22 protein-coding genes and 1 pseudogene are annotated in these 19,868 nt (G+C 74.2%); 7 read left to right on the top strand and 16 right to left on the bottom strand.

The window, feature by feature from the left end; translation table 11 throughout:
- Nucleotides 1–3: 3 nt before the first annotated feature.
- Both AB0924_RS25755 and AB0924_RS25750 read right to left on the bottom strand, forming a co-directional pair.
- A complete protein-coding gene (locus tag AB0924_RS25755) occupies nt 4–1,008 on the bottom strand; it encodes an MsnO8 family LLM class oxidoreductase (protein ID WP_358936970.1) in 1,005 nt (334 codons plus the stop codon).
- A 59-nt stretch (nt 1,009–1,067) separates the two neighbouring features.
- Complete coding sequence (locus AB0924_RS25750) at nt 1,068–1,463, bottom strand: (2Fe-2S) ferredoxin domain-containing protein (protein WP_358936968.1); 396 nt, start codon at nt 1,461–1,463, stop codon at nt 1,068–1,070.
- 60 nt (nt 1,464–1,523) lie between these two features.
- On the opposite strand from AB0924_RS25750, the gene AB0924_RS25745 reads away from it, so the two are divergent.
- A complete protein-coding gene (locus AB0924_RS25745; protein WP_358936966.1) occupies nt 1,524–2,015 on the top strand; it encodes a hypothetical protein in 492 nt (163 codons plus the stop codon).
- A gap of 34 nt (nt 2,016–2,049) precedes the next feature.
- Here AB0924_RS25745 and AB0924_RS25740 read toward each other — a convergent pair whose 3' ends face one another.
- Nucleotides 2,050–2,268, bottom strand: a complete 219-nt coding sequence (locus tag AB0924_RS25740) for a dodecin (protein WP_358936964.1) — start codon at nt 2,266–2,268, stop codon at nt 2,050–2,052.
- A 262-nt stretch (nt 2,269–2,530) separates the two neighbouring features.
- On the opposite strand from AB0924_RS25740, the gene AB0924_RS25735 reads away from it, so the two are divergent.
- Nucleotides 2,531–3,784 carry an extracellular solute-binding protein gene (locus tag AB0924_RS25735; protein ID WP_358936962.1) on the top strand — a complete coding sequence of 418 codons (1,254 nt, stop codon included), beginning with the start codon at nt 2,531–2,533 and terminating at the stop codon, nt 3,782–3,784.
- A 1-nt stretch (nt 3,785) separates the two neighbouring features.
- On the opposite strand, the gene egtD is transcribed toward AB0924_RS25735, so the two are convergent.
- The 4 genes from egtD to egtA are packed head-to-tail and all read right to left on the bottom strand — an operon-like array spanning nt 3,786 to nt 8,171.
- On the bottom strand, nt 3,786–4,748 hold the full coding sequence (gene egtD, locus AB0924_RS25730; protein WP_366912639.1) for an L-histidine N(alpha)-methyltransferase: 963 nt from the start codon (nt 4,746–4,748) through the stop codon (nt 3,786–3,788).
- On the bottom strand, nt 4,745–5,521 hold the full coding sequence (gene egtC, locus AB0924_RS25725) for an ergothioneine biosynthesis protein EgtC (protein WP_358936958.1): 777 nt from the start codon (nt 5,519–5,521) through the stop codon (nt 4,745–4,747). Before egtC ends, egtD begins: the two co-directional genes overlap by 4 nt.
- The gene (gene egtB, locus AB0924_RS25720; RefSeq protein WP_366912638.1) at nt 5,521–6,858 is read right to left on the bottom strand and encodes an ergothioneine biosynthesis protein EgtB; all 1,338 of its coding nucleotides are present in this window, start codon (nt 6,856–6,858) and stop codon (nt 5,521–5,523) included. Before egtB ends, egtC begins: the two co-directional genes overlap by 1 nt.
- Nucleotides 6,855–8,171 carry an ergothioneine biosynthesis glutamate--cysteine ligase EgtA gene (gene egtA / locus AB0924_RS25715; RefSeq protein WP_366912637.1) on the bottom strand — a complete coding sequence of 439 codons (1,317 nt, stop codon included), beginning with the start codon at nt 8,169–8,171 and terminating at the stop codon, nt 6,855–6,857. The genes egtB and egtA overlap by 4 nt, the downstream gene beginning before the upstream one ends.
- Nucleotides 8,172–8,445: 274 nt before the next feature.
- Between egtA and AB0924_RS25710 the strand changes: the two genes are divergently transcribed.
- Nucleotides 8,446–9,315 (top strand): TIGR02452 family protein, encoded by an 870-nt coding sequence (locus tag AB0924_RS25710; RefSeq protein WP_366912636.1) that lies wholly within the window; start codon nt 8,446–8,448, stop codon nt 9,313–9,315.
- A 6-nt stretch (nt 9,316–9,321) separates the two neighbouring features.
- Here AB0924_RS25710 and AB0924_RS25705 read toward each other — a convergent pair whose 3' ends face one another.
- Together AB0924_RS25705 and AB0924_RS25700 are read right to left on the bottom strand one after the other, a co-directional pair.
- Nucleotides 9,322–9,768, bottom strand: a complete 447-nt coding sequence (locus tag AB0924_RS25705) for a type II toxin-antitoxin system PemK/MazF family toxin (protein ID WP_366912635.1) — start codon at nt 9,766–9,768, stop codon at nt 9,322–9,324.
- 151 nt (nt 9,769–9,919) lie between these two features.
- Complete coding sequence (locus tag AB0924_RS25700) at nt 9,920–10,339, bottom strand: hypothetical protein (RefSeq protein ID WP_366912634.1); 420 nt, start codon at nt 10,337–10,339, stop codon at nt 9,920–9,922.
- Nucleotides 10,340–10,435: 96 nt separating this feature from the next.
- Between AB0924_RS25700 and AB0924_RS25695 the strand changes: the two genes are divergently transcribed.
- Together AB0924_RS25695 and AB0924_RS25690 are read left to right on the top strand one after the other, a co-directional pair.
- Complete coding sequence (locus AB0924_RS25695; RefSeq protein WP_366912632.1) at nt 10,436–11,131, top strand: helix-turn-helix domain-containing protein; 696 nt, start codon at nt 10,436–10,438, stop codon at nt 11,129–11,131.
- On the top strand, nt 11,128–11,556 hold the full coding sequence (locus AB0924_RS25690) for a hypothetical protein (RefSeq protein ID WP_358936944.1): 429 nt from the start codon (nt 11,128–11,130) through the stop codon (nt 11,554–11,556). The genes AB0924_RS25695 and AB0924_RS25690 overlap by 4 nt, the downstream gene beginning before the upstream one ends.
- A gap of 86 nt (nt 11,557–11,642) precedes the next feature.
- Here the strand turns inward: AB0924_RS25690 and AB0924_RS25685 are convergent, their stop codons facing one another.
- From AB0924_RS25685 to AB0924_RS25665, 5 genes are all read right to left on the bottom strand, one after another.
- Complete coding sequence (locus tag AB0924_RS25685; RefSeq protein WP_358936942.1) at nt 11,643–13,130, bottom strand: SPFH domain-containing protein; 1,488 nt, start codon at nt 13,128–13,130, stop codon at nt 11,643–11,645.
- A 133-nt stretch (nt 13,131–13,263) separates the two neighbouring features.
- Nucleotides 13,264–13,482, bottom strand: a complete 219-nt coding sequence (locus AB0924_RS25680; RefSeq protein ID WP_358936940.1) for a hypothetical protein — start codon at nt 13,480–13,482, stop codon at nt 13,264–13,266.
- Nucleotides 13,483–13,563: 81 nt separating this feature from the next.
- On the bottom strand, nt 13,564–14,985 hold the full coding sequence (locus tag AB0924_RS25675; protein WP_366912631.1) for an amidase: 1,422 nt from the start codon (nt 14,983–14,985) through the stop codon (nt 13,564–13,566).
- Between the two features lie 141 nt (nt 14,986–15,126).
- Nucleotides 15,127–16,113 (bottom strand): alpha/beta hydrolase, encoded by a 987-nt coding sequence (locus AB0924_RS25670; protein ID WP_366912630.1) that lies wholly within the window; start codon nt 16,111–16,113, stop codon nt 15,127–15,129.
- 179 nt (nt 16,114–16,292) lie between these two features.
- The gene (locus AB0924_RS25665; RefSeq protein WP_358936934.1) at nt 16,293–16,856 is read right to left on the bottom strand and encodes an NADPH-dependent FMN reductase; all 564 of its coding nucleotides are present in this window, start codon (nt 16,854–16,856) and stop codon (nt 16,293–16,295) included.
- A gap of 107 nt (nt 16,857–16,963) precedes the next feature.
- On the opposite strand from AB0924_RS25665, the gene AB0924_RS25660 reads away from it, so the two are divergent.
- Nucleotides 16,964–17,644: a helix-turn-helix domain-containing protein gene (locus AB0924_RS25660; protein ID WP_366912629.1), complete on the top strand. Its 681-nt coding sequence runs from the start codon at nt 16,964–16,966 to the stop codon at nt 17,642–17,644.
- Nucleotides 17,645–17,681: 37 nt separating this feature from the next.
- On the opposite strand, the pseudogene AB0924_RS25655 reads toward AB0924_RS25660, so the two are convergent.
- Nucleotides 17,682–18,045 (bottom strand): annotated as a pseudogene (locus tag AB0924_RS25655) (FAD-dependent monooxygenase); the annotation flags it as partial.
- 189 nt (nt 18,046–18,234) lie between these two features.
- On the opposite strand from AB0924_RS25655, the gene AB0924_RS25650 reads away from it, so the two are divergent.
- Nucleotides 18,235–19,281, top strand: coding sequence for a LacI family DNA-binding transcriptional regulator (locus AB0924_RS25650; RefSeq protein WP_358936930.1), 1,047 nt, complete (start codon nt 18,235–18,237; stop codon nt 19,279–19,281).
- A 94-nt stretch (nt 19,282–19,375) separates the two neighbouring features.
- Here AB0924_RS25650 and trxA read toward each other — a convergent pair whose 3' ends face one another.
- Nucleotides 19,376–19,750: a thioredoxin gene (trxA, locus tag AB0924_RS25645; protein WP_366912628.1), complete on the bottom strand. Its 375-nt coding sequence runs from the start codon at nt 19,748–19,750 to the stop codon at nt 19,376–19,378.
- Between the last annotated feature and the right edge of the window lie 118 nt (nt 19,751–19,868).

Here is a 19,868-nt window from a genome sequence, read left to right as displayed (position 1 = left end):
CCCTCAGCGGCCGGGCGCGAACAGGGCGGCGAGCCGCCGGTAGGAGTCCAGCAGGGCGGCACGGTCGTACGTGCTGGTGGTGACGAGGACCTCGGCGGCGCCCGTCTCCTTCAGCACCGTCTCCAGCTCGTCGGCGACCTGGTCGGCGGTGCCGGCCAGGTGACCGGCGAGCGCCGACTCGTAGAGGTCCCGTTCCTTCGCGGTCATCACGCGCGCTTCGGTCTCCCCGGCCGGGGCCAGCGGCGGGAAGCTGCCGTGGGTCCGCGAGTACGCCGTGGCCCAGGCCTCCGGGACCAGCAGCCGCCGCGCCTCCTCGGCGGTCCCGGCGACCGCGACGGTCCCGGAGATCACGACGTGGGGCTCGGACGCCCAGGGCGAGGGTCGGAACAGCGAGCGGTACTCGTCGATGCCGCGCATCATCCGCTTGCGGCGCCGCAGGTCCCCGATGACCATCGGCAGCCCGGCGCGGGCCGCGATCCGCGCGCCCTCGCCCATGGCCAGTACGAACGGCGGGACCCGCAGCCCCTCGGCCGGGCGGGCGCGCACCCCGGTGGGGGAGGTCCCCGCGAACCAGCCGAGCAGTTCGCCGAGCTGAGCGGCGAAGTCCCCGGCGGCGTCCTTGTCCCGGCCGAGCGCCCGGCGGACCCCGTCCGTGAAGCCGACGGAACGGCCGAGCCCCATGTCGATCCGGCCCGGGAACAGCGCCTCCAGCACGCCGAACTGCTCCGCCACGACGAGGGGCCGGTGATTGGGCAGCATCACCCCGCCGGTGCCGACCCGGACGGTGCGCGTCGCGGCGGCCACCGCGGCGGCGAGCACGGTCGGCGCGGAGCCCGCGACGCCGGGCACGCCGTGGTGCTCCGACACCCAGAAACGGTGGTAGCCGAGCGCCTCCGCCTCCCGTGCCAGCGCGACGGTGTCCCGCAGCGCCTCGGCGGGCGGACGCCCCGCGCGGATGCGGGAGCGGTCGAGGACGGAGAACCTGGTCCGGGCGATCACTGCACTCACGCAGGGTTCAACACCGCCGGGGCGCCAGGATTCCCGGCCCGGCTCTCACCGTGCGGGTCTCACCGTCCCGTCCGGGCCCGCGCGCCCCGGGGGGCGCGGATCATCTGCAACTCCAGTGCGAGCGGCGGCTCGGCCGCACCGGGACCGCCCGCCCGCGCCCACTCGGCCACCTCGGCCGTGCAGTCGTCATCCAGGGCGAAGCCGATCCACACCGGCCCGCCACCGGCCCGCCGGCCCTCCGCCGACGGCCGCACGACCATGACGTTCGCCTGGTCGCACGGCCCGAGGCAGTCGCTCGTGCGCACCTCGAAGCCGCCCTCGGCGGCCGCGGCCCGCAACCGGTCGAGCTGACCGACCGGATCGGTGCCGGGCTGCTTGGCCGGATCGCCGCAGCAGCAGCCCCGGCAGACGACGACGGTGCAGGGGCGGGCGAAGAGGCGGGGCGAGGAAGGCATGGGAGAAGCATGCGGCCCTCGGTCCAAGGCAGTTGACGCCGGGGTGGCTAAGGTGACCGGGTGACAGACAGCAGCACGCGCCCGGTCGCCGTGTTCGACCTCGACAACACCCTGGCCGACACCGCCCACCGCCAGCACTTCCTGGAGGGCCGCCCGCGCGACTGGGACGCCTTCTTCGCCGCCGCGTCCGCGGACCCGCCGCTCGCCGAGGGTGTGACGCTCGCGCTGGAGACGGCTCGCCAGTGCGAGATCGTCTACCTCACCGGGCGGCCCGAGCGGTGCCGGCGCGACACCCTGGACTGGCTCGCGGCCCACGGGCTGCCCGAGGGCCGCGTGCACATGCGGAGCAACTCCGACCGCAGGCCCGCCCGGTTCACCAAGCTGGAGATCCTGCGCCGGCTCGCCAGGGACCGGCGGATCCGGGTCCTCGTCGACGACGACGAGCTGGTGTGCGACGACGCCGAGCGCGCCGGGTTCACCGTCGTGCGGGCCGGCTGGGCCGACCGGTCCGCGGCGCTGGAGGACGCCCAGGAGCGCGAGGGACGTACCTGAGGGACCGTGAGGGGGTCGCGGAAGGTCCTGATGGCTACTCGGCGCCGTCCTCGATGCGGAAGCCCACCTTCAGGCCCACCTGGTAGTGCTCGACCTGCCCGTTCTCGATCTGGCCGCGGACCTGGGTCACCTCGAACCAGTCGAGGTTGCGCAGGGTCTGGTCGGCGCGCGCGATGGCGTTGCGGATGGCCTGGTCGAGGCCCTCGTGCGAGGTGCCGACGATCTCGGTGACCCGGTAGATGTGGTTCGACATACGGGGGGCTCCTCTCCGCCGTGAGGAGCCGCGCGGCGGCGTGCCTCACGTCCGGCGCGACCGGTGTGCCACGCCGTACTCCACCGTGCCGTATCCCCGCCCGGCGCGCGAGGCGTCGCCTCCGTACGCCCCGTAGCGCTTGACCTATGCATTGGTCCATACCAAAATCCAGCACACCCGTGCGAACGCGTGCGTTCGTCCCCCCACGTCGGGCCCCTTCCCCTGTCCGCAACCGCGCAGGCCAGACAGAACAGGACCCCTCGTGAGACGTCGTCTGCTCGCCCTCCTCTGCGTCACCGGCTCCCTCGTCAGCGCCTGCGGCGTCCTGCCCGGGCACGACCGGCAGACGGTCACCGTGTGGCTGATGAAGGACAGCGCCTCCGAGGACTTCCTGCGGCGCTTCACCGAGGACTTCGAACGCACCCACGACGACCTGCGGCTCGACATCCGCATCCAGGAGTGGACCGGCATCGTGGAGAAGGTCCGCAAGGCGCTGAGGGGCGACGCGCAGGACGGTCCCGACGTCATCGAGGTGGGCAACACCCAGGTCCCGCTCTACGTCGAGGACGGCCGGCTGACCGACCTGACCCTGGAGTCGATGCGCGACTGGGGCAAGGAGCACTGGCTGCCCGGCCTCGCCGAACCCGGTAAGGACGGCAACAACCAGTACGGCGTGCCCTGGTACGCGGCCAACCGGGTGGTCGTCTACCGCAAGGACCTCTTCGAGCGGGCCGGCATCACCTCCCCGCCGAAGACCCGCGACGAGTGGCTCGCCGACACCCGGAAGCTCGACTCGGGCGGAAACCAGGGCATCTACCTGGCCGGGCAGGACTGGTACACCCTCTCCGGCTTCATCTGGGACGAGGGCGGTGAACTCGCCGAGAAGAAGGACTACGAATGGCGGGGCACCCTGAACACCCCCGCCGCGCTGCGCGGCATGGACTTCTACCGCCGGCTCCAGGCGCTCGGCGAGGGGCCCGTGGACTCCGACGAGGAACACCCGCCCCAGGCCGGAGTGTTCGCGGGCGGCAAGGTCGCCCAGATCATCGCGGTGCCGGGGCTCGCCCAGTCGATCGTGCGGGAGAACCCCGGACTGAAGGGCAAGCTCGGCTTCTTCCCGGTGCCCGGCAGGACCGCCGCCCGGCCCGGTGTCGTCTTCACCGGCGGCTCCGACCTCGTCGTACCGCGCAACACCGGCGACCAGTTCGCCGCCACCGCGGTCGTCGGGGCGCTCACCGGCGCCAAGTGGGACACCGAACTCGCCCGCACCATGAACTACGTGCCCAACAAGACCACCCTGGTGGACGCGGTGGCCGGCGAGGAAGGGGTCGCCGCCATGGCGGCGGGCGCCGCGCACGGCAGGGCGACCCCCAACACCCCTCAGTGGGCCTCGGTCGAGGCCGACAACCCGATCAAGGGGTACATGACCCGGGTGCTCGGCGGGGCCGACCCGGCGAGCGAGGCCCGCCGGGCCGACCGCGGGATCACCGAGGCCCTGGCCGACAACCTGGGCTGACCTACCGCACCACGCTCAGCGACAGCGCGAACCGGTCCTCGGCATCCGTCCACCAGTGGGTCAGCTCGAGACCGGTGGCCGCGAGCTCCGCGGCGATGCCGTCCCGGCGGAACTTCGCCGACACCTCGGTGCGCATCTCCTCGCCCGCCGCGAAGTCCACGGCCAGGTCCAGCGCGGGCACCTTGACGGTCTGCGCGGTCCGCGAGCGCAGCCGCATCTCGATCCACTCCTGTTCCCGGTCCCACACGGCCACGTGCTCGAAGGCGTCCGGCTCGAAGTCCGCGCCCAGTTCACGGTTGACGACCGCCAGGACGTTCTTGTTGAACGCGGCCGTCACCCCGGCCGCGTCGTCGTACGCCCGTACCAGCACCCGCTCGTCCTTGACCAGGTCCGTGCCGAGCAGCAGACCGTCGCCCGGGGCGAGCATGGAGCGGACGAGCGCGAGGAACTTCGCCCTCTCGGCGGGCAGCAGGTTGCCGATCGTGCCGCCGAGGAAGGCCACGAGCCGGGGGCCGGGTGTCCGGGGCAGTTCCAGCGGGGCGGTGAAGTCGGCGATCAGCGCGTGCACGTCGAGTCCGGGCCGCTCCGCGATGAGCGCCTGCCCGGCCTGGGTGAGGGCGCTCTCGCTGACGTCGACCGGGACGTACGCCTCCAGCGAGGTGAGCGCGTCGATGAGGTAGCGGGTCTTCTCCGATGAACCGGAGCCCAGTTCGACCAGGGTGCGGGCGCGGCTCGCGGCGGCGATCTCACCGCTGCGGGCGACGAGGATCTCGCGCTCCGCACGTGTGGGGTAGTACTCGGGCAGATCGGTGATCCGCTCGAACAGCTCGCTGCCCAGGGCGTCGTAGAACCACTTCGGGGGCAGCGTCTTGGGGGTGACGGTGAGGCCGTGCCGGACGTCGGCGCGCAGCGCGGCGCCGGTCGCGTCCTCGGGGAGTGTGCGGGTGACGTGCAGGGGACTCAACGGCAGGGCTCCTTCAGGGATGACGCCGGATCCTCGAGTGGGGCGAGGAGCACGCCGGCGCGGCTCGCGGTGAGCACGGTGCGGTCGGGGACCTCCCGCCAGAGCGGGTCGTCGTCGTACGGCTCCGACGCGACGACCGTGCCCTGGCCGGGCTCCGTGCGGTACCAGAGGCTGTCGCCCCAGGCGGTGGCGGCGATGGTCTCGCCGTCGGTGAGCAGCAGATTGAGGCGGGACGCGGGTGCCGCCGCGGCGAACCGGCGGACGGTGTCACCAAGGGCCTCCGCGGGGTCGTCGCCGGAGCGCAGCCGGTGCAGGACCAGCGCCCAGACGAACGCCGAGTCGGTGCGCGCCTGGAGCGAAAGCAGCTCGACCGGGGGCAGCCCGGACACCAGGTGCGCGGCCGAGTCGGGCCAGCCGGCGATCGCGCCGTTGTGGCTGAACAGCCAGCGTCCGGCGGCGAAGGGCGCGGCCGCCGCCTCGGCGTCCGCGCCCGCGAGGGTGGCGTCGCGCACAGCGGCGAGCACCGCGCCGGCGCGCACCACCCGGGCCAGGTCGGCGAAGGACAGGTCCGCCCAGATCGGCCCGGCCCGCCGGTAGCGGGCCGGGGCGGGATCGTCCGGGGCGTACCAGCCCACCCCGAAGCCGTCGGCGTTGACCGTGCCGTACCGCTGCCGGCGCGGCTCCCACGACTGCCGGTACAGGCTGTGCGGGGGCTCCACCAGGAGTCGTCCGAGCGGCTGTTCCGGCCCCAGGTAGGCCAGGTGACGGCACATCAGACGGCCTCCGGGCGGGCGGTGCGGAACCCGGAGAAGATCTGCCGCCGGATCGGGTAGTCCCAGTTGCGGAACGTGCCCCGGCAGGCGACCTTGTCCACGGCGAACGAGCCGCCGCGCAGCACCTTGTACTCGGCGCCGAAGAACACCTCCGAGTACTCCTTGTACGGGAACGCCGTGAAACCCGGGTAGGGCAGGAAGTCGCTCGACGTCCACTCCCAGACGTCACCGATCAACTGCCGCACCCCGAGCGGGGATTCGCCGTCCGGGTAGCTGCCGGCGGGGGCGGGCCGCAGGTGGCGCTGGCCCAGGTTGGCGTGCTCGGGGGCCGGGTCGGCGTCGCCCCACGGGTAGCGCCGGGAGCGGCCGGTGGCCGGGTCGAAGCGGGCGGCCTTCTCCCACTCCGCCTCGGTCGGCAGCCGGCGCCCGGCCCAGCGGGCGTAGGCGTCCGCCTCGTACCAGCACACGTGCAGCACCGGCTCGTCGTCCGGCACCGCCTCGGTGACGCCGAAGCGCCGCCGCAGCCACTGGCCGCCGTCCCGCCGCCAGAACAGCGGGGCGGTGAGGCCGTGCCGCCGGATGTGCGCCCAGCCCTCCGGGGTCCACCAGCGCTCGGTGCCGTAGCCGCCGTCCTCGATGAACGCCTGGTACGACGCGTTCGTGACCGGGGTCGTGTCGATCCAGAAGGGCGCCACGTCCACCGGGTGCGCCGGGCGCTCGTTGTCCAGCGCCCAGGGCTCGGCGGAGGTTCCCATGGTGAACGGGCCGCCGGGAACCAGGACCTCGGCCGGACCGGTCAACAGCGGGGCCGGCCCGGGATCCGGTGCGGTCAGGACCGCCGGGCCCGCGCGGAGCTGATGGGTGATCAGCATCGTCTCGTCGTGCTGCTGTTCGTGCTGCGCGATCATGCCGAAGGCGAAGCCGGCCTCGGTCAGCCGGCTGCCGTGGAAGTCCGCGGCCTCCAGCAGGTCGAGAGCCCGCCCGCGTACGTCGGACGCGTATCCGCGGGCCTCGGCGGGCGGCAGCAGCGGCAGTGAGGGGCGTTCGGCGCGCGAGTGCTCGAAGGCGTCGTACAGGCCGTCGATCTCGGGCCGCAGCGCCTCCCGGCCGCCGACCGCCCGCAGCAGCCACAGCTCCTCCTGGTTGCCGATGTGGGCGAGGTCCCACACCAGGGGCGACATCAGCGGCGAGTGCTGGGTGGTGAGGTCCGGTTCCTCGACGCAGTCCGTCAGCAGTTCGGTGCGGGCGCGGGCGGCGGTGAGCGAGGCGACCGCGCGCTCGCGCAGCGCCGCGGTGTCCGCCTCGGTGGCCGTGGCCTCGGTCTCGGGGGCGGTCATGTGCGGATGTCCTTCCTCCCGTGGGCCGCGCGGCGGTCGGTGCCGCGCAGACGGTCCAGCAGGTCGTCGGCCGGGCAGCGGCCCCGCGCGACATGGCGGTCCAGATACGCGGCGACGGCGTCCACGACCGCCGGCGCGGCGCCGAGCCGGGGCAGGGCCAGGAGCGCCGCCGAGAAACAGGCGACGGCGGCCTCGCGCAGCTCGGGATCGGTGAGCCCGTCCCGCGCCGCGTCGAGCCACAGCGGATTGTGCGGGGCCGGCAGGTTCATGGCCCGCTCGGCCAGCGGTTTGACCGCCTGGTGCGCGGACTCGGCGGCCTCGGGATCGTCGAACAGCGCCGCGGTCACCGCGAGCGGCACGATCCAGCCGTCGTCGCCCGGCTGCGCGTCGATCATGCGCAGCTCCAGGTGGCCGCGCGGCCGGACCGGCGGGAACAGCGTGGTCAGGTGGTAGTCGAGATCCGCCCGGGTGGGCGGCCTGGGGTTCCGCGCACGGGTCCACTCACGGAAGGTGAGGCCCTCGGGGACCTCCCACGGGCCGCTGTCGCGGCGGACGCACATCACCGGGGAGTCCAGCACGTGCCGGGCCCAGGCGCCCCTTGGTTCCCCGTTCGGCGGGGGAGCGCCCGCGCGGCCCGCGCCGATCTCCGTCCAGTGCAGCTGCCGGGTGGACCGCCAGCCGGTGGGCCGCCGTCCGACCAGCGGGGAGTTGGCGAACGCGGCCACCAGGACCGCGCCGAGCTGGTGGGCCAGCCACCAGCGCTGTCCGAGGCCCATGACGCCCGGGTCGTCGTGCCCGGCGTCCACGCACACCTGGACGGAGGCCGAGGCGCACATCATGTGCCGGCCGGCCGTGCCGGTGCGGTCGAGACAGGCCTCCATGGCGTCGTAGCGCGGTTCGCGCAGGAACCGGCGGGGTGGGCGCCAGGGGTCGTGGCCGACGCCGAGGAGCCCGAGTCCGTCCTTCGCGAGGACGGCACGCACGGTCTTCAGATCGGCGGAGACGGTGTCCACGCACTCCATCAGGGAGGCGGCGGGCGGCGAACTCAGCTCCAGCTGGCCGCCGGGCTCGATCGTGAGGGGCGAGCGCAGCGGCACGGTCCGCAGGGTGGCGTAGGCCGCTTCGAGTCGTTCGGATGTGACCGGGAGCTGCGGCTGCCGCAGCTCTTTGACGAGCCATTCCACTTCGACCCCGACGGCGCGGGGCGGTCCTGTCTTGAAGCAGATGCCCCTGACCAGGGCCTCCACCTCGGCTTCGGTGACGGCGTCGCGGCGCTCCGTACAGTCGCCGCAATCGCTCTTCGAGTCGGACATGTCGGGATCCTCCTGAGATTCCACCATGCCACCGGTCCGGCCCACGCTGGGCCCGGACAGGCACCCGTCCACCCAAAACCCTTGAGCCGATTCGCACAAGGGTGCCCATCGGGACGTTCCGGATCGGTAACCTCCGTTCCCTTCCTGGTTCCCCGGCCGTTCCGGGCCCGGGAAACTCCGTTGCACCGCATCCCAGCATCACCCAGGATGCGTGCATGAGCACGACGGGGGAGACCGCGCGGGCCGCGGTCGCGGCGCCCACGGGGGTGGCGCCGTGAGCGCGCGCCTGCGCGGTCTGGCCGCGGAGACCGAACGGATCGTGGCGGCGGGCGCGTACCGCGCGCCCGACGGCCGGGAGGTGAGGCTGGCGGCCGCCGTCGAGGCCGCCCGGGCGGGCACCCGGCTGTACGGACCCGGGCCGGTGCCGGTGGCCGCGGCCGCCGACGCGGAGCCAGTCTTCGAGGTCACGGGGGAGAGCAGCACGGAGGCCGCCCGCCGACTGGCCGACGCGCCGGTCGCCGTTCTCAACTTCGCCTCGGCCCGCAATCCGGGCGGCGGTTACCTCAACGGCGCCCAGGCCCAGGAGGAGGCCCTGTGCCGCGCCTCGGCGCTGTACACCTGCCTGCTCGAGGCCCGCGCCTTCTACGACCACCACCGCACCCACCGCGATCCGTTCTACACCGATCGGGTGATTCACTCCCCGGCCGTCCCGGTGTTCCGCGACGACCGGGGCGCGACACTCGCGCGGCCGTACCTCGCCGGGTTCCTCACGGCGGCGGCTCCGAACGCGGGTGTCGTGCGGCGTACGGCCCCCGAGCGAGCCGGTGAACTCCCGGCCGCCCTCGCCCGGCGGGCCGAGCGGGTCCTGGAGACCGCCACCGCGCAGGGCTACCGGCGGCTGGTGCTCGGTGCCTGGGGCTGCGGCGTGTTCCGGAACGACCCGGCACAGGTCGCCGAGGCCTTCCGGGCGTTGCTCGGACCCGGTGGGCGGTTCGCGCGGACGTTCGAGCACGTGGTGTTCGGCATCCTGGACCGCACCCCGGGGGCACTCGTGCGGGAGGCCTTCGCGCGAAGGTTCCCGGAAGGCGCGCGCTCGCTCACCGGCCAGGGTCCGTCCGGCCCGGTCGCCGGTCAGACGCCGTAGGGACCGTCAGGTCCAGCCGTACCGCTCGTGCAGCCGCTGCCGGACGAGGTTGAAGCGCATCCGGTCCAGCGCGCACGCCTCCCGGCGCATGCCGTCCTCGTGCAGCCGCAGCACGCGGTCCACGTCCACCCACGAGTCACGGCCCGACCGGTCCCAGGGGCCGCTGCCGATCGCCACCCACTCGCGGTCGCCGTCGTGCCGCTTGCTGGACAACTGGACCGCGAGGAAGGTGCCCGCCGGCTCGCGGGCGACCACCAGTACCGGCCGGTCCTTGCCGCGGCCGTCGTTCTCCTCGAACGGCACCCAGGTCCACACGATCTCGCCCGGGTCGGGGTCGCCGTCGTGGGCGGGGGAGTACTCGGTACGCACCCGGCCGGCCCCGCGCGGGTCGGCCTCGGTGGTGGCGTGGGGGCCGAAGCGGCCCGGGACGTTCTCATCGGTAGGCGTGCTCACGGAGAGCACCCTAGGCCTGTCGTGAGCACGTCGGGAGCGCGGGGGCTGCGCCGGGCGGGCGGTCGCACGGGCCATGGCGAACGGGATCGCGCGGCGGGGCAGTTCCCGGCCCGGGCAGCGGTAGCGGGCACGACTGCCCGCGCCCGGCCTGTCAGGCGGGCGCGCCGCCACGCGACTGGATCTGCATGCCGGGCCGGCGGCGGTGCACGGTCAGGTAGGCGAGGCCCGAGGCGCCGGCGGTGATGCTGCGCGTGGAGCCGTGCGGCAGCCACAGCAGCGTTCCCTCGGCGAGCGGCTCGGGTTCGTCCCGGGTGCCCTTGCCGACCACGCCGTCCCCGGAGACGACCAGGACCAGCACGTCCAGGTTCGGCTCGGTGTGCGTGTCGACGCGCCCGCCCGGGGCGAGCCGGACGACATTGGCGTCGAGCTGGCGTCCGCCCTCGGCCAGCTTCCACAGCACCCCCGACGGGACCGGTGGGCCGGCGGCCAGGGCGCGGGCGTCGCACAGAACGCGCGGATCCGGCCCCGCGCTCCAGCCGGCCTCGGCGCCGGTCTCGGACGGCGGCGTCATGCGCACCCCTCGTTGTCTTCGGCTTCCACGGCCCACCCTACAATTACTCCACGTAGGTTTCGTGAAAAACGCGCAGGTGGAAGTGGGTGATCGGCCGTGACCGCACGACAGAGCCCGCGCCGCCGGGAGGTGCTGGAGGTGCTGCGGACCGCCCCGGCACCGCTCGGGGTGGCGGCGGTGGCCGAGCGGATGGGCGTCCACCCCAACACCGTGCGGTTCCACCTGGACGCGCTGGTCGCCGAGGGACTGGTCGAGAGCGGCACCGAGGCGCCCTCGGGGCCCGGCCGGCCCCGTACCTCCTACAGCGCGCGGCCCGGCATGGACCGCGGCGGCGTCCGGGAGTATCCGCTGCTGGCGCGCATGCTGCTCAGCCGCTGGGCGTCCGCCGACCCCGCCGAGGCGCGCACGGAGGCGGTGGAGACCGGCCGGGCCTGGGGCCGGTTCCTGGTGGACCCGCTGCCGCCCTTCGAGCCGCCGACCGCCGAGCGCTCGGCGGCCCGGCTCGTCGGCCTGCTGGACGGCATGGGCTTCGCCCCGCGGCCGGAGGGAGCGCCCGGACCGGACGGGCCGCCGGCCCGGATCCGGTTGCGGCACTGCCCCTTCCTGGAACTCGCCGAGGAGTACGGCCGGTTGGTGTGCCCGCTCCATCTCGGCCTGATGCAGGGCGCGTTGGCGGGGCTCGGCGCGCCGCTGACCGCCACCGGCCTGGAACCCTTCGCCGAACCCGACTCCTGCCTCGCCCACCTGGGCGGGGCGGCCGCCGCAGAGCAGAAAGAGGCAACCCCCCGATGAACACCGCGTCGGCCGCCACCGCGAGTGCGGTGGTGTTCGTCTGGCTCGGAATGGTGCTGGCTATCTCCTTTCTGGAGGCGCCGCTCAAGTTCCGCGCGCCGGGCGTGACCATACCCATCGGCCTGGGCATCGGCCGGCTCGTCTTCCGGGCCCTGAACGCCGTCGAGACCGCCCTCGCCGTCGTGGTGGTCGCCGCCGTCGCCGTGGGCGGCGCCGCGGCCGGGACCGTGGGACTGACCGCGGCCGCCGCCGTACTGCTCGCCGCCCAGCTCGTCGTCGTCCGGCCGCGCCTCAACCGCAGGTCCGACCGGGTCCTCGCGGGCGAGGACCTGCCCCGCTCCCGCGGCCACCTCTGGTACGTGGCGCTGGAGCTGGCGAAGGTCGTGGCCCTGTTCGCCCTGGGCGTCGCGCTGCTCAGGGGATGACCAGGGATGGCAGGGGATGGGGGTGACGCGGCGGCCGGGGCCCCTGGTGAGGGACCCCGGCCGCCGGGCCGCCTCCGGCGGGACCGCTAACCCTCCTGCTCCACCGGCACCTTCTGCGGCGCGGGCGGTACCGCCCCGTTGAGCGACGGCGAAGAGCCCTGCGCGCCCGGCCCGTTGGGGTTCATCGCCCCGAGCAGCTGACGGGCGAGGCCGAGACCGGTGCCGCCCATGGTGAGCGCCTTGGCGAACAACTCGGCCATGCCGTCGGCGCCGTTGAGCAGCACCATGTTGTCCACGTTGCCGAACGCGGACGCGCCCGCCTGGACGATCTCCGGCCAGTTCTCGGCGAGCTGCTGAGCGACGACGGCCTCCTGGTTCTCCGCCAGGGCGGCGGCCCGCGCCTTGATGGCCTCCGCCTCGGCGAGGCCCTTCGCCCTGGTAGCCTCCGCCTCCGCGAGCCCCCTGGCCTGAGCGGCGGCGGCCTCCGCCTCACCGGTGGCCCGGGTCGCCGCGGCCGAGGCCGCGCCCCGGGTCTTGGTCGACTCGGCTTCGGCGCCCGCGGCCGCCTTGACCCGGGTGGCTTCCGCGGCCGCCGCGAGTTCCGTCTCCTTCGCCTTGGCCTGGGCCGCCGAGATCCGCGCGTCGCGCTCGGCCTCGGCCAGCGTCCGCTTCTCGTAGGCCCGGGCGTCGGCCGGCTTGCGGACGTCCGCCTGGAGCTGCTGCTCACGCCGGTGCGCCTCCAGCTCGGCGACCCGGGTCTCCTGGACGACGACCTCCTGCCGGGCGGCGGCCGCCGCGAGCGGACCGGCCTGCTGGGCCTTCGCCCCCGCCTTGTCCCGCTCGGCCTGGTAGCCGGCCTGCAGGATCTCGCTGTCCCGGGTGGCCTCCGCCATCCGGGCGAAGGACTGCTGCTCCGCCTCCGTGGCGAGCCGGTTCGCCTCGGCCTGCGCGATGCGCGCGTCCCGCTGCACGGCCGCCGCGTGCGGCATGGCCAGGTTCTGGATGTAGCCGGTCGGGTCCTCGATCTCGTGGATCTGCAGCGAGTCGACGATCAGGCCGAGCTTCTCCATCTCCGTACCGCACGCCGCCCGGGTCTGGCCGGTCAGCTTCTCCCGGTCGCGGATCATGTCCTCGACCGTCAACCCGCCCACGATGGACCGCAGATGACCGGCGAAGACGTTGTGCACCCGCTCCGACATCAGCCTCTGCTGGTCCAGGAACCGGCGGGCCGCGTTCGCGATCGACACGAAGTCGTCGCCCACCTTGAAGATGACCACGCCCCGCACCTTCAGCGGGATGCCCTGGTGGGTCACGCAGTCCACCTGCAGCTCGGTCTCGTTCAGATCCAGGGAGAGCTTGCGCACCGCCTGCACACCGGGCAGCACCAGCGTGCCCCGCCCGGTGACGATGCGGAACCCCATGCCCTCCTCGAGTCCCTCGGTACGGTGCTTGGACCCGGAGATGATGAGCGCCTCGTTCGGCTCGGCGACCCGCCACATCATCTTGAACAACCCGATCAGCACGAGAACGGCAACGACGACCGCCCCCGCAACGACGCCGACGACCATCGGCATTCGCCCCCTTTGCATGGTGCCCTTTCGGCACCGAACGAAGGGAGTGTGCGCCCGCCGCGACGCGCCGAGAAGTCATCGGCGCATCCTTGTCGCAATCTTGACGCATACGCCCCTCACCTGGGGCGCCGTGCGCTCAACTGTCGTAGGCGGCCGTGACGTACACCGTTCTCGGCGGCAGGTGCTCCACCACCATCACGACCGTTCCCCGCTCCAGACGTGCCGTGCCGTCGGCGGCGTACGCGAGGAAGTGCTCGGCGCCGCCGCGCACCCGGACGATCACCTCGCCGACCAGACCCGGCCCGATCGTCCCCGTCACCCGTCCCATGAGCCCCACCATCGACGCATCCTCCATGGCCACAGGGTACGGGCGCAACGCCCGTCCGCTCCCGGGCGGTTCGGGCCCGTACCCCCGGACCGCCCGCGCGCGGCGCCGTCAGACCACCCGGGCGTCCGGCTCCGCCACCGGCGGCCACAGCTCGTGCCAGCGCAGTTCCGACTCCAGCTGGGCGGCCACGGAGACCAGCAGCGGCTCGCCGGCGGCGGGCCCGAGCAACTGCGCGCCCACGGGCAGGCCCTCACCGACGAACCCGGCGGGCACGTTGACCCCGGGCCAGCCGAGGACGTTCCAGGGCCAGGCGTACGGACAGGCGGCGATCATGGCGCGGTCCGTGGCCAGGCCGCCGAGTCCGGACAGGGCGCCGATCGCGGGCGGGGGAGCGGCGGTCGTCGGGGTCAGCAGCACGTCGTACGAGTCGAAGAAGGCGCCGATCCGCCGGTGCAGGACCGCCTCCGCGCGCCGGGCGGCCCGCAGCGGGGCGCCGCCGAGCAGCCGGCCCAGCCGGGCCGCGCCCCGGGTGCGCGCATCGAGCAGCGCCAGGTCGGGAGCCTCGCGGACGTAGTCGGCGATACCGGCGGTGGCCCGCGGTACGAAGGTCAGCCCGATCTGCCCGTAGGGCGGATCGGCCTCCTCCACGGTGTGCCCCAACGCGGCCAGTCTCTCCGCGAGTTCGAGGACCCGGGTGCGGACCTCGGGGCGCAGGCGCGCTGGTACGGCGGTGAACGGGGGCTTCAGCGACAGGGCGACGCGCAGCCGGCCGGGGTCGCGGCCGACCGCCTCGGACACCGTGATCGCCGGCGGCCGGTGCGGGTCCCGGGCGTGGTTGCCGCCGGCCGCGTCCAGCAGCAGGGCCGCGTCGGCGACCGTGCGGGCGAGCGTGCCGTTCACCGTGATGCCGTGGAAGGCCTCGCCGCGCGGCCAGGTCGAGATGCGCCCGCGCTGTGGCTTGATCCCGATCAGATGGGTCCAGGCGGCCGGGATCCGCACCGACCCCGCGCCGTCGGAGCCGAGCGCGGCCGGGACCAGACCGGCGGCGACCGCGGCGGCCGAGCCGCCGGACGAGCCGCCGGGTGTGTGTCCGGTGTGCCACGGGTTGCGGGTCTCCCCGAACGCCGGTCCCTCGGTGAACGGCCACTGCCCCAGTTCGCAGGTGTTGGTCTTGCCGACGATCACCGCGCCGGCCGCCCGCAGCCGGCGTACCGCCTCCCCGTCCGCCGCGGCCGGCGGGAACTCGCCCCGGCAGCCGAAGGCGGTCGGTTCGCCCGCCACGTCCATGTCGTCCTTGACCGCCACCGGCACCCCGAGCAGCGGGCGGCGCACGCCGGCGGCCAACTCCCGGTCGGCGGCGTCCGCTTCGGCGAGCGCGGCCTCGGCGCGCACCACCCGGAAGGCGTTCAGGGTCGGCTGGGTGGCCTCGATCCGGGTCAGGGCCAGTTCCACCAGCGCGCGCGAGGTCACCTCCCCGGCGGCGAGCGCGCGGGCGGACTCCGCGAGTCCTGCGGCACGGTCGGGCGTCATTGCGGGGACCTCCGGGAGCCTCCGGGCACGATGTCTACCGAACGGTAACCTCGGCACCGGGGCGGTCGCACAGCTTTCGCACCGGTGACATCCGGTCATGTTCGAGCCGGCGCGACGCGCCCGCGTGCGGCGGGCGCGCGCTCATCCGGCCAGCAGCCTGCGCAGCCACACGAGCCGGGCCGCCCGCGCCGCCCGGGACAGGGACGCCTCCGGGGCGACTGCGTCGAAGCCGTGGAAGCCGCCGGGCCAGACGTGGAGTTCGGCGACCCCGCCGCAGCCCCAGATGCGGGAGGCGTAGTCGACGACCTCGTCGCGGAAGGTCTCCGCGGAGCCCACGTCGAGGAAGGCCGGGGGCAGGCCGGACAGGTCCGCCGCGCGGGCGGGGGCGGCGTAGGGGGACACGTCGGGGCCGCCCCGGCGGTCGCCGAGCAGCGCCGTCCACGCGGTGTCGTTGGCGGTGCGGTCCCAGACACCGACGCCCGCCATCTGGTGGCTGGAGACCGTGTCGTTGCGGTCGTCGAGCATCGGGTACATCAGGACCTGGCCGATGATCGGCGGGCCCTGGCGGTCGCGCAGCAGCAGGGCGAGCGCGGCGGTCAGGCCGCCGCCCGCGCTGGCCCCGGCGATCACGATCCGGTCCGGGTCGCCGCCGATCTCCTTGGCGTGCCCGGCCGTCCAGAGCAGACCCGCGTACACGTCCTCCACCGGGGCCGGGTGCGGGTTCTCGGGCGCGAGGCGGTACTCGACCGAGACGACGACGGCGCCCAGCTCCCGCGCCCAGCTCAGGGGGGCCTCCACCCCGGCCCGGTTGTGGCCGAGGATCATGCCTCCGCCGTGCACGTGGTAGATCACCGGCAGCGCGGTGGCGGGGGCGACGGCGGGGCGGCAGATGAGGAGAGAGACGTCCGGCGCGTCCCCGGGGCCCGGCACCGCAAGCTCCTCCACCTCGAAGGCGCCGTCCATCGTGACGTCGAACAACTCGGCCAGTTCCTTGCTCGCGCCCCGCCGGGCGGCGGGGATCTCGTCCGGTGTGAGGCCGGGCGGGACCGTGTCACCGGCCGGCTCCAGCGCGGCGGCGAGTTCCGGATCGAACGGGGGCGGCGGGGACGGGGACTGGACCGGCGGCATGACTTCTCCTCACCTGACGCGGCGGGACGCCTGCTGCGCGTCCCTGCGACACGTATGACCCGTACGCCTGTTTCGAGTCCTGGGTGTCCACCGGACGGCGGGTCCCCCTGCCGGGCCGCCCGGCCACGCCGAAGGGGCCGGAACCCAGCGGTTCCGGCCCCTTCGCGGGTGCGTACGGCTCAGGCGGCCGCGACCTCGCCCACGTTGCCGTGCAGGCGGGCGACGACCTCGGTGAGCTGCTCGGCGACCTCGGCGTCGTCGACCGGGTGGGTCTCGGCGAAGCGGGTCACGGAGCCGGGGATGGACAGCTTGATGTCCTCGATCACCTTGCCGCCTGCGATGCCCACGGCCTTGCGGGTGTCGTCCTGCGCCCACACGCCGCCGTACTGGCCGAACGCGGTGCCGATCACGGCGACGGGCTTGCCGCCGAAGGCGCCGGCGCCGAACGGGCGGGACAGCCAGTCGATCGCGTTCTTCAGGACGGCCGGCATCGTGCCGTTGTACTCGGGGGAGAAGAGCAGGAAGGCGTCGGCGGCACCGGCGGCCTCACGCAGCGCGGCGGCGGGCGCCGGGACGTTGCCCTCGACGTCGATGTCCTCGTTGTAGAAGGGGACCTCGGCCAGGCCCTCGAAGAGCACGACCTCGGCGCCCTCGGGGGCGAGCTTGACGGCCGCCTCGGCGAGCTGGCGGTTGTGCGAACCGGCGCGAAGGCTGCCGACGAGCGCGAGGATGCGAACAGACATGGGGGTACTCCAAAAAAGGGGACTGGAACATCGCCGTTACGATCCGGACCGAGGTCCGCTTAGCTTTTCTATCAGGCTAACCGGACCGCGGTCCAGTTTTGTTCCCCATGCTTTACGCTGTCTTCATGCCCGCCGCCCTGCCGCCCTTCCCGAAGCCCCAGGAGCCCCACGACACGCCTCAACTGCTGGAGGTCGAGTCGGGGCCCGGCGAGCCCTGCCTGCGCGCCGACGCGGCCCGCAACCGGGCCCGGCTGCTGGAGGCCGCCGCCCGGCTGATCGCCGAGCACGGGGTGGCCGGCGTGACCATGGAGGCCGTCGCGGCGGCGGCCCAGGTGGGCAAGGGCACGGTGTTCCGCCGCTTCGGCGACCGCACCGGACTGCTGACGGCACTGCTCGACCATTCAGGCCGGCAACTCCAGGCCGACTTCCTCTGCGGGCCCCCGCCGCTCGGGCCCGGCGCGCCGCCCCTCGACCGGCTGCGGGCGTTCGGTGTGGCGGTGCTGTACCGCTCGGCCGAGCAGCTCGACCTCCAGCTCGCCGCCCAGCCGGAGCCGTGCCGCCGGTTCTCCCACCCCGCCGTCCAGGCGCTGCGCACGCACGTCACGATGCTGCTGCGGCAACTCGTGCCGGGCGCCGACTGCGATCTGCTCTGCCTGACCCTGCTGGCGTACCTCGATCCCGCCCAGATCCACCATCTGACCCGGCAGTGCGGGATGCCCATGGAGCGGCTGGAGGCAGGCTGGCTCGACCTCGTGGCCCGGGTGACGGGCACGGAGCGGCCCGCCTGAGGCACGGTCCGGGCCGGCCCCTCCCGGCCCGGCGGGATCAGTCGTCGTGGCCGGCGAACATCCGCAGCAGTCCGTGCGGCGCGTCCGCACGGAAACAGCGTCGCGCCGCTGCGCGCCGACTGCGCCGCCGACGCCTCGGCGCGCGGGAACATCCGCTCCTCGTAGGCGGTGACCGCGCCCTCGGTGTCCCCGGGGTGCGCGGCGACGGCGAGGCCCAGCTCGGCGCCGTCGGCCAGTGCGAGGTTGGCGCCCTCCCCGGCGAACGGCGACATGAGGTGCGCGCCGTCGCCGGGCAGGGTGACCCCGGGCGTCCGGGTCCAGCGGTGACCGGCCGGCAGGGCGTGGATCCGCCGCGGCACCAGCGGCCCGTCCGCCTCCGCCACGAGCGCCCGCAGGCTCTCGTGCAGTAACGAACATGTTCGGCACGAACAAGTTCGTGGCGAACATGTTCGTCGATCTCCGCCGTGCCGTACGTCGTTCGCCTGCCGTACGTCGGTTCGTAGTCCCGTGCGTCGGTTCGCTGCCCTGCGTTGGTCGAACGATGAACCACGTTCCCCCGCCCGCACCCCCGCCCCGGCCCCTCTGCCAAGATGCGGTCTGTCATGGTGCAGATACCGAACACGCCGCCGTCCGCGGTGCCCGCGCCGCACTCCGTTCCGACGAGTGCCGATGTGGCCCGGCTGGCGGGCGTCTCGCGCGCGACCGTCTCCTACGTCCTCAACAACACCAGTGCCGTACGGATCAGCGAGCCGACGCGCCGCCGCGTCCACGAGGCCGCCCGGGAACTGGGCTACGTGCCCCACGCGGCCGCCCGCAGCCTGCGAGCCGGCCACAGCCGCATGGTCCTCATGCCCGCCCCGACGATCCCGGTGGGTCCCCTCTACAGCCGCTTCCTCACCGAACTGCAGTCCGCCCTCGGCCGACTCGACTACACGGTCGTCCAGTACGGCACCGTCGGCCTCCAGGGCGACGAAGCCGCCCGCGCCTGGGCCGAGTTGCGCCCCGTCGCCGTCCTGGTGCCCGGCGCTGGGCTCGGCCCGCGGGGCGTCGCCGTGCTCCGGCGTTCCGGTGCCCGGGCCGTGGTGACCCTCGGCCCCGAGCGCGTCGAGGGCGCCCACGCCCTGCTCATGGACCACGAGGCCGTCGGCCACTGCGCCGGCGCCCATCTGCTCGCCCGCGGGCGCCGCCGGATCGGCGTGATCGTGCCCGAGGAAACCGGCCTCGAGGCGTTCTCCAGGCCCAGGCTCGCCGGTGTCCGCCAGGCACTGCGAGGCACGGACGCCACCGTGACCGCGCTGCCGCTCGCGTACACGGAGCAGGCCGCCGCCCGACTGGCCGCCCGCTGGCGCGAGTCCGGCCTCGACGCGGTGTTCGCCTACAACGACGAGTACGCGATGCTGCTGATGCGCGCCCTCCAGGACGAGGGCGTCCGCATCCCCGAGGACGTGGCCGTGGTCGGCGCCGACGACCTGATGCTCGGCCGGCTGCTGCGCCCGCGGCTCAGCACCGTCCACGTCGAGCTGCCCTCCGGCCGGGAACTGGCGGAACTCGTCGACCGCGCGGTCCGCGAACCCGGTGGCGAGCCCGAGGTGCGCAGGGTGCTGGGCGCCTCCCTCGTCCCCCGCGAGTCCGGCTGACCGCGCCGTCGGCCCGGCCGCCCGCCCGTACGGACGCGTACGGCCCGCGGCGCGTCAAGCGCCACGGGCCGTACCGGTGCCGGCTGCCGGGGGACTACTCGCCCTGCCGCTCCTGGGCGGCGATGCTCTTGCGCACCTCGTCCATGTCCAGCTTCCGGGCCTGCCCGATGACGTCCGTGAGGGCGGCCTCCGGCAGGGCGCCCGGCTGGGCGAAGACCGCGACCTGGTCCCGGACGATCATCAGCGTCGGGATCGACTGGATACCGAACGCCTCCGCCAGCTCGGGCTGGGCCTCGGTGTCGACCTTGGCGAAGACCAGGTCCGGGTTCTCCTCGGCGGCCTTCTCGTACACCGGCGCGAACTGACGGCACGGCCCGCACCAGGACGCCCAGAAGTCGATGAGGACGAACTCGTTCTCGGTGACGGTCTGGTCGAAGTTCTCCTTGGTCAGCTCCACAGTGCTGCTCATGGCCGATTCCCTCTTCCTGGTGTGGGGTGTGCCGACGGCAAGAACACGGCGGTCCAGTCGCGTATTCCACGCGTGTTCCGTGCCGACACGCGCGTGTCCCGCGCGCCTACCCGTGTGG

This window comes from Streptomyces sp. NPDC047869 (assembly GCF_040704065.1).
GTDB lineage: Bacteria > Actinomycetota > Actinomycetes > Streptomycetales > Streptomycetaceae > Streptomyces.
This window is presented reverse-complemented; position numbering and strand designations above follow the sequence as displayed.

What these genes read in the sequence shown, in the direction of transcription:
- AB0924_RS25750 (WP_358936968.1), bottom strand. Translation starts at nt 1,463, where the DNA reads ATGCCTTCCTCGCCCCGCCTCTTCGCCCGCCCCTGCACCGTCGTCGTC.
- AB0924_RS25740 (WP_358936964.1), bottom strand. Translation starts at nt 2,268, where the DNA reads ATGTCGAACCACATCTACCGGGTCACCGAGATCGTCGGCACCTCGCAC.
- egtC (WP_358936958.1), bottom strand. Translation starts at nt 5,521, where the DNA reads ATGTGCCGTCACCTGGCCTACCTGGGGCCGGAACAGCCGCTCGGACGA.
- egtB (WP_366912638.1), bottom strand. Translation starts at nt 6,858, where the DNA reads ATGACCGCCCCCGAGACCGAGGCCACGGCCACCGAGGCGGACACCGCG.
- egtA (WP_366912637.1), bottom strand. Translation starts at nt 8,171, where the DNA reads ATGTCCGACTCGAAGAGCGATTGCGGCGACTGTACGGAGCGCCGCGAC.
- AB0924_RS25700 (WP_366912634.1), bottom strand. Translation starts at nt 10,339, where the DNA reads ATGACGCCGCCGTCCGAGACCGGCGCCGAGGCCGGCTGGAGCGCGGGG.
- AB0924_RS25690 (WP_358936944.1), top strand. Translation starts at nt 11,128, where the DNA reads ATGAACACCGCGTCGGCCGCCACCGCGAGTGCGGTGGTGTTCGTCTGG.
- AB0924_RS25685 (WP_358936942.1), bottom strand. Translation starts at nt 13,130, where the DNA reads ATGCCGATGGTCGTCGGCGTCGTTGCGGGGGCGGTCGTCGTTGCCGTT.
- AB0924_RS25680 (WP_358936940.1), bottom strand. Translation starts at nt 13,482, where the DNA reads ATGGAGGATGCGTCGATGGTGGGGCTCATGGGACGGGTGACGGGGACG.
- AB0924_RS25675 (WP_366912631.1), bottom strand. Translation starts at nt 14,985, where the DNA reads ATGACGCCCGACCGTGCCGCAGGACTCGCGGAGTCCGCCCGCGCGCTC.
- AB0924_RS25670 (WP_366912630.1), bottom strand. Translation starts at nt 16,113, where the DNA reads ATGCCGCCGGTCCAGTCCCCGTCCCCGCCGCCCCCGTTCGATCCGGAA.
- AB0924_RS25665 (WP_358936934.1), bottom strand. Translation starts at nt 16,856, where the DNA reads ATGTCTGTTCGCATCCTCGCGCTCGTCGGCAGCCTTCGCGCCGGTTCG.
- AB0924_RS25660 (WP_366912629.1), top strand. Translation starts at nt 16,964, where the DNA reads ATGCTTTACGCTGTCTTCATGCCCGCCGCCCTGCCGCCCTTCCCGAAG.
- AB0924_RS25650 (WP_358936930.1), top strand. Translation starts at nt 18,235, where the DNA reads ATGCGGTCTGTCATGGTGCAGATACCGAACACGCCGCCGTCCGCGGTG.
- trxA (WP_366912628.1), bottom strand. Translation starts at nt 19,750, where the DNA reads ATGAGCAGCACTGTGGAGCTGACCAAGGAGAACTTCGACCAGACCGTC.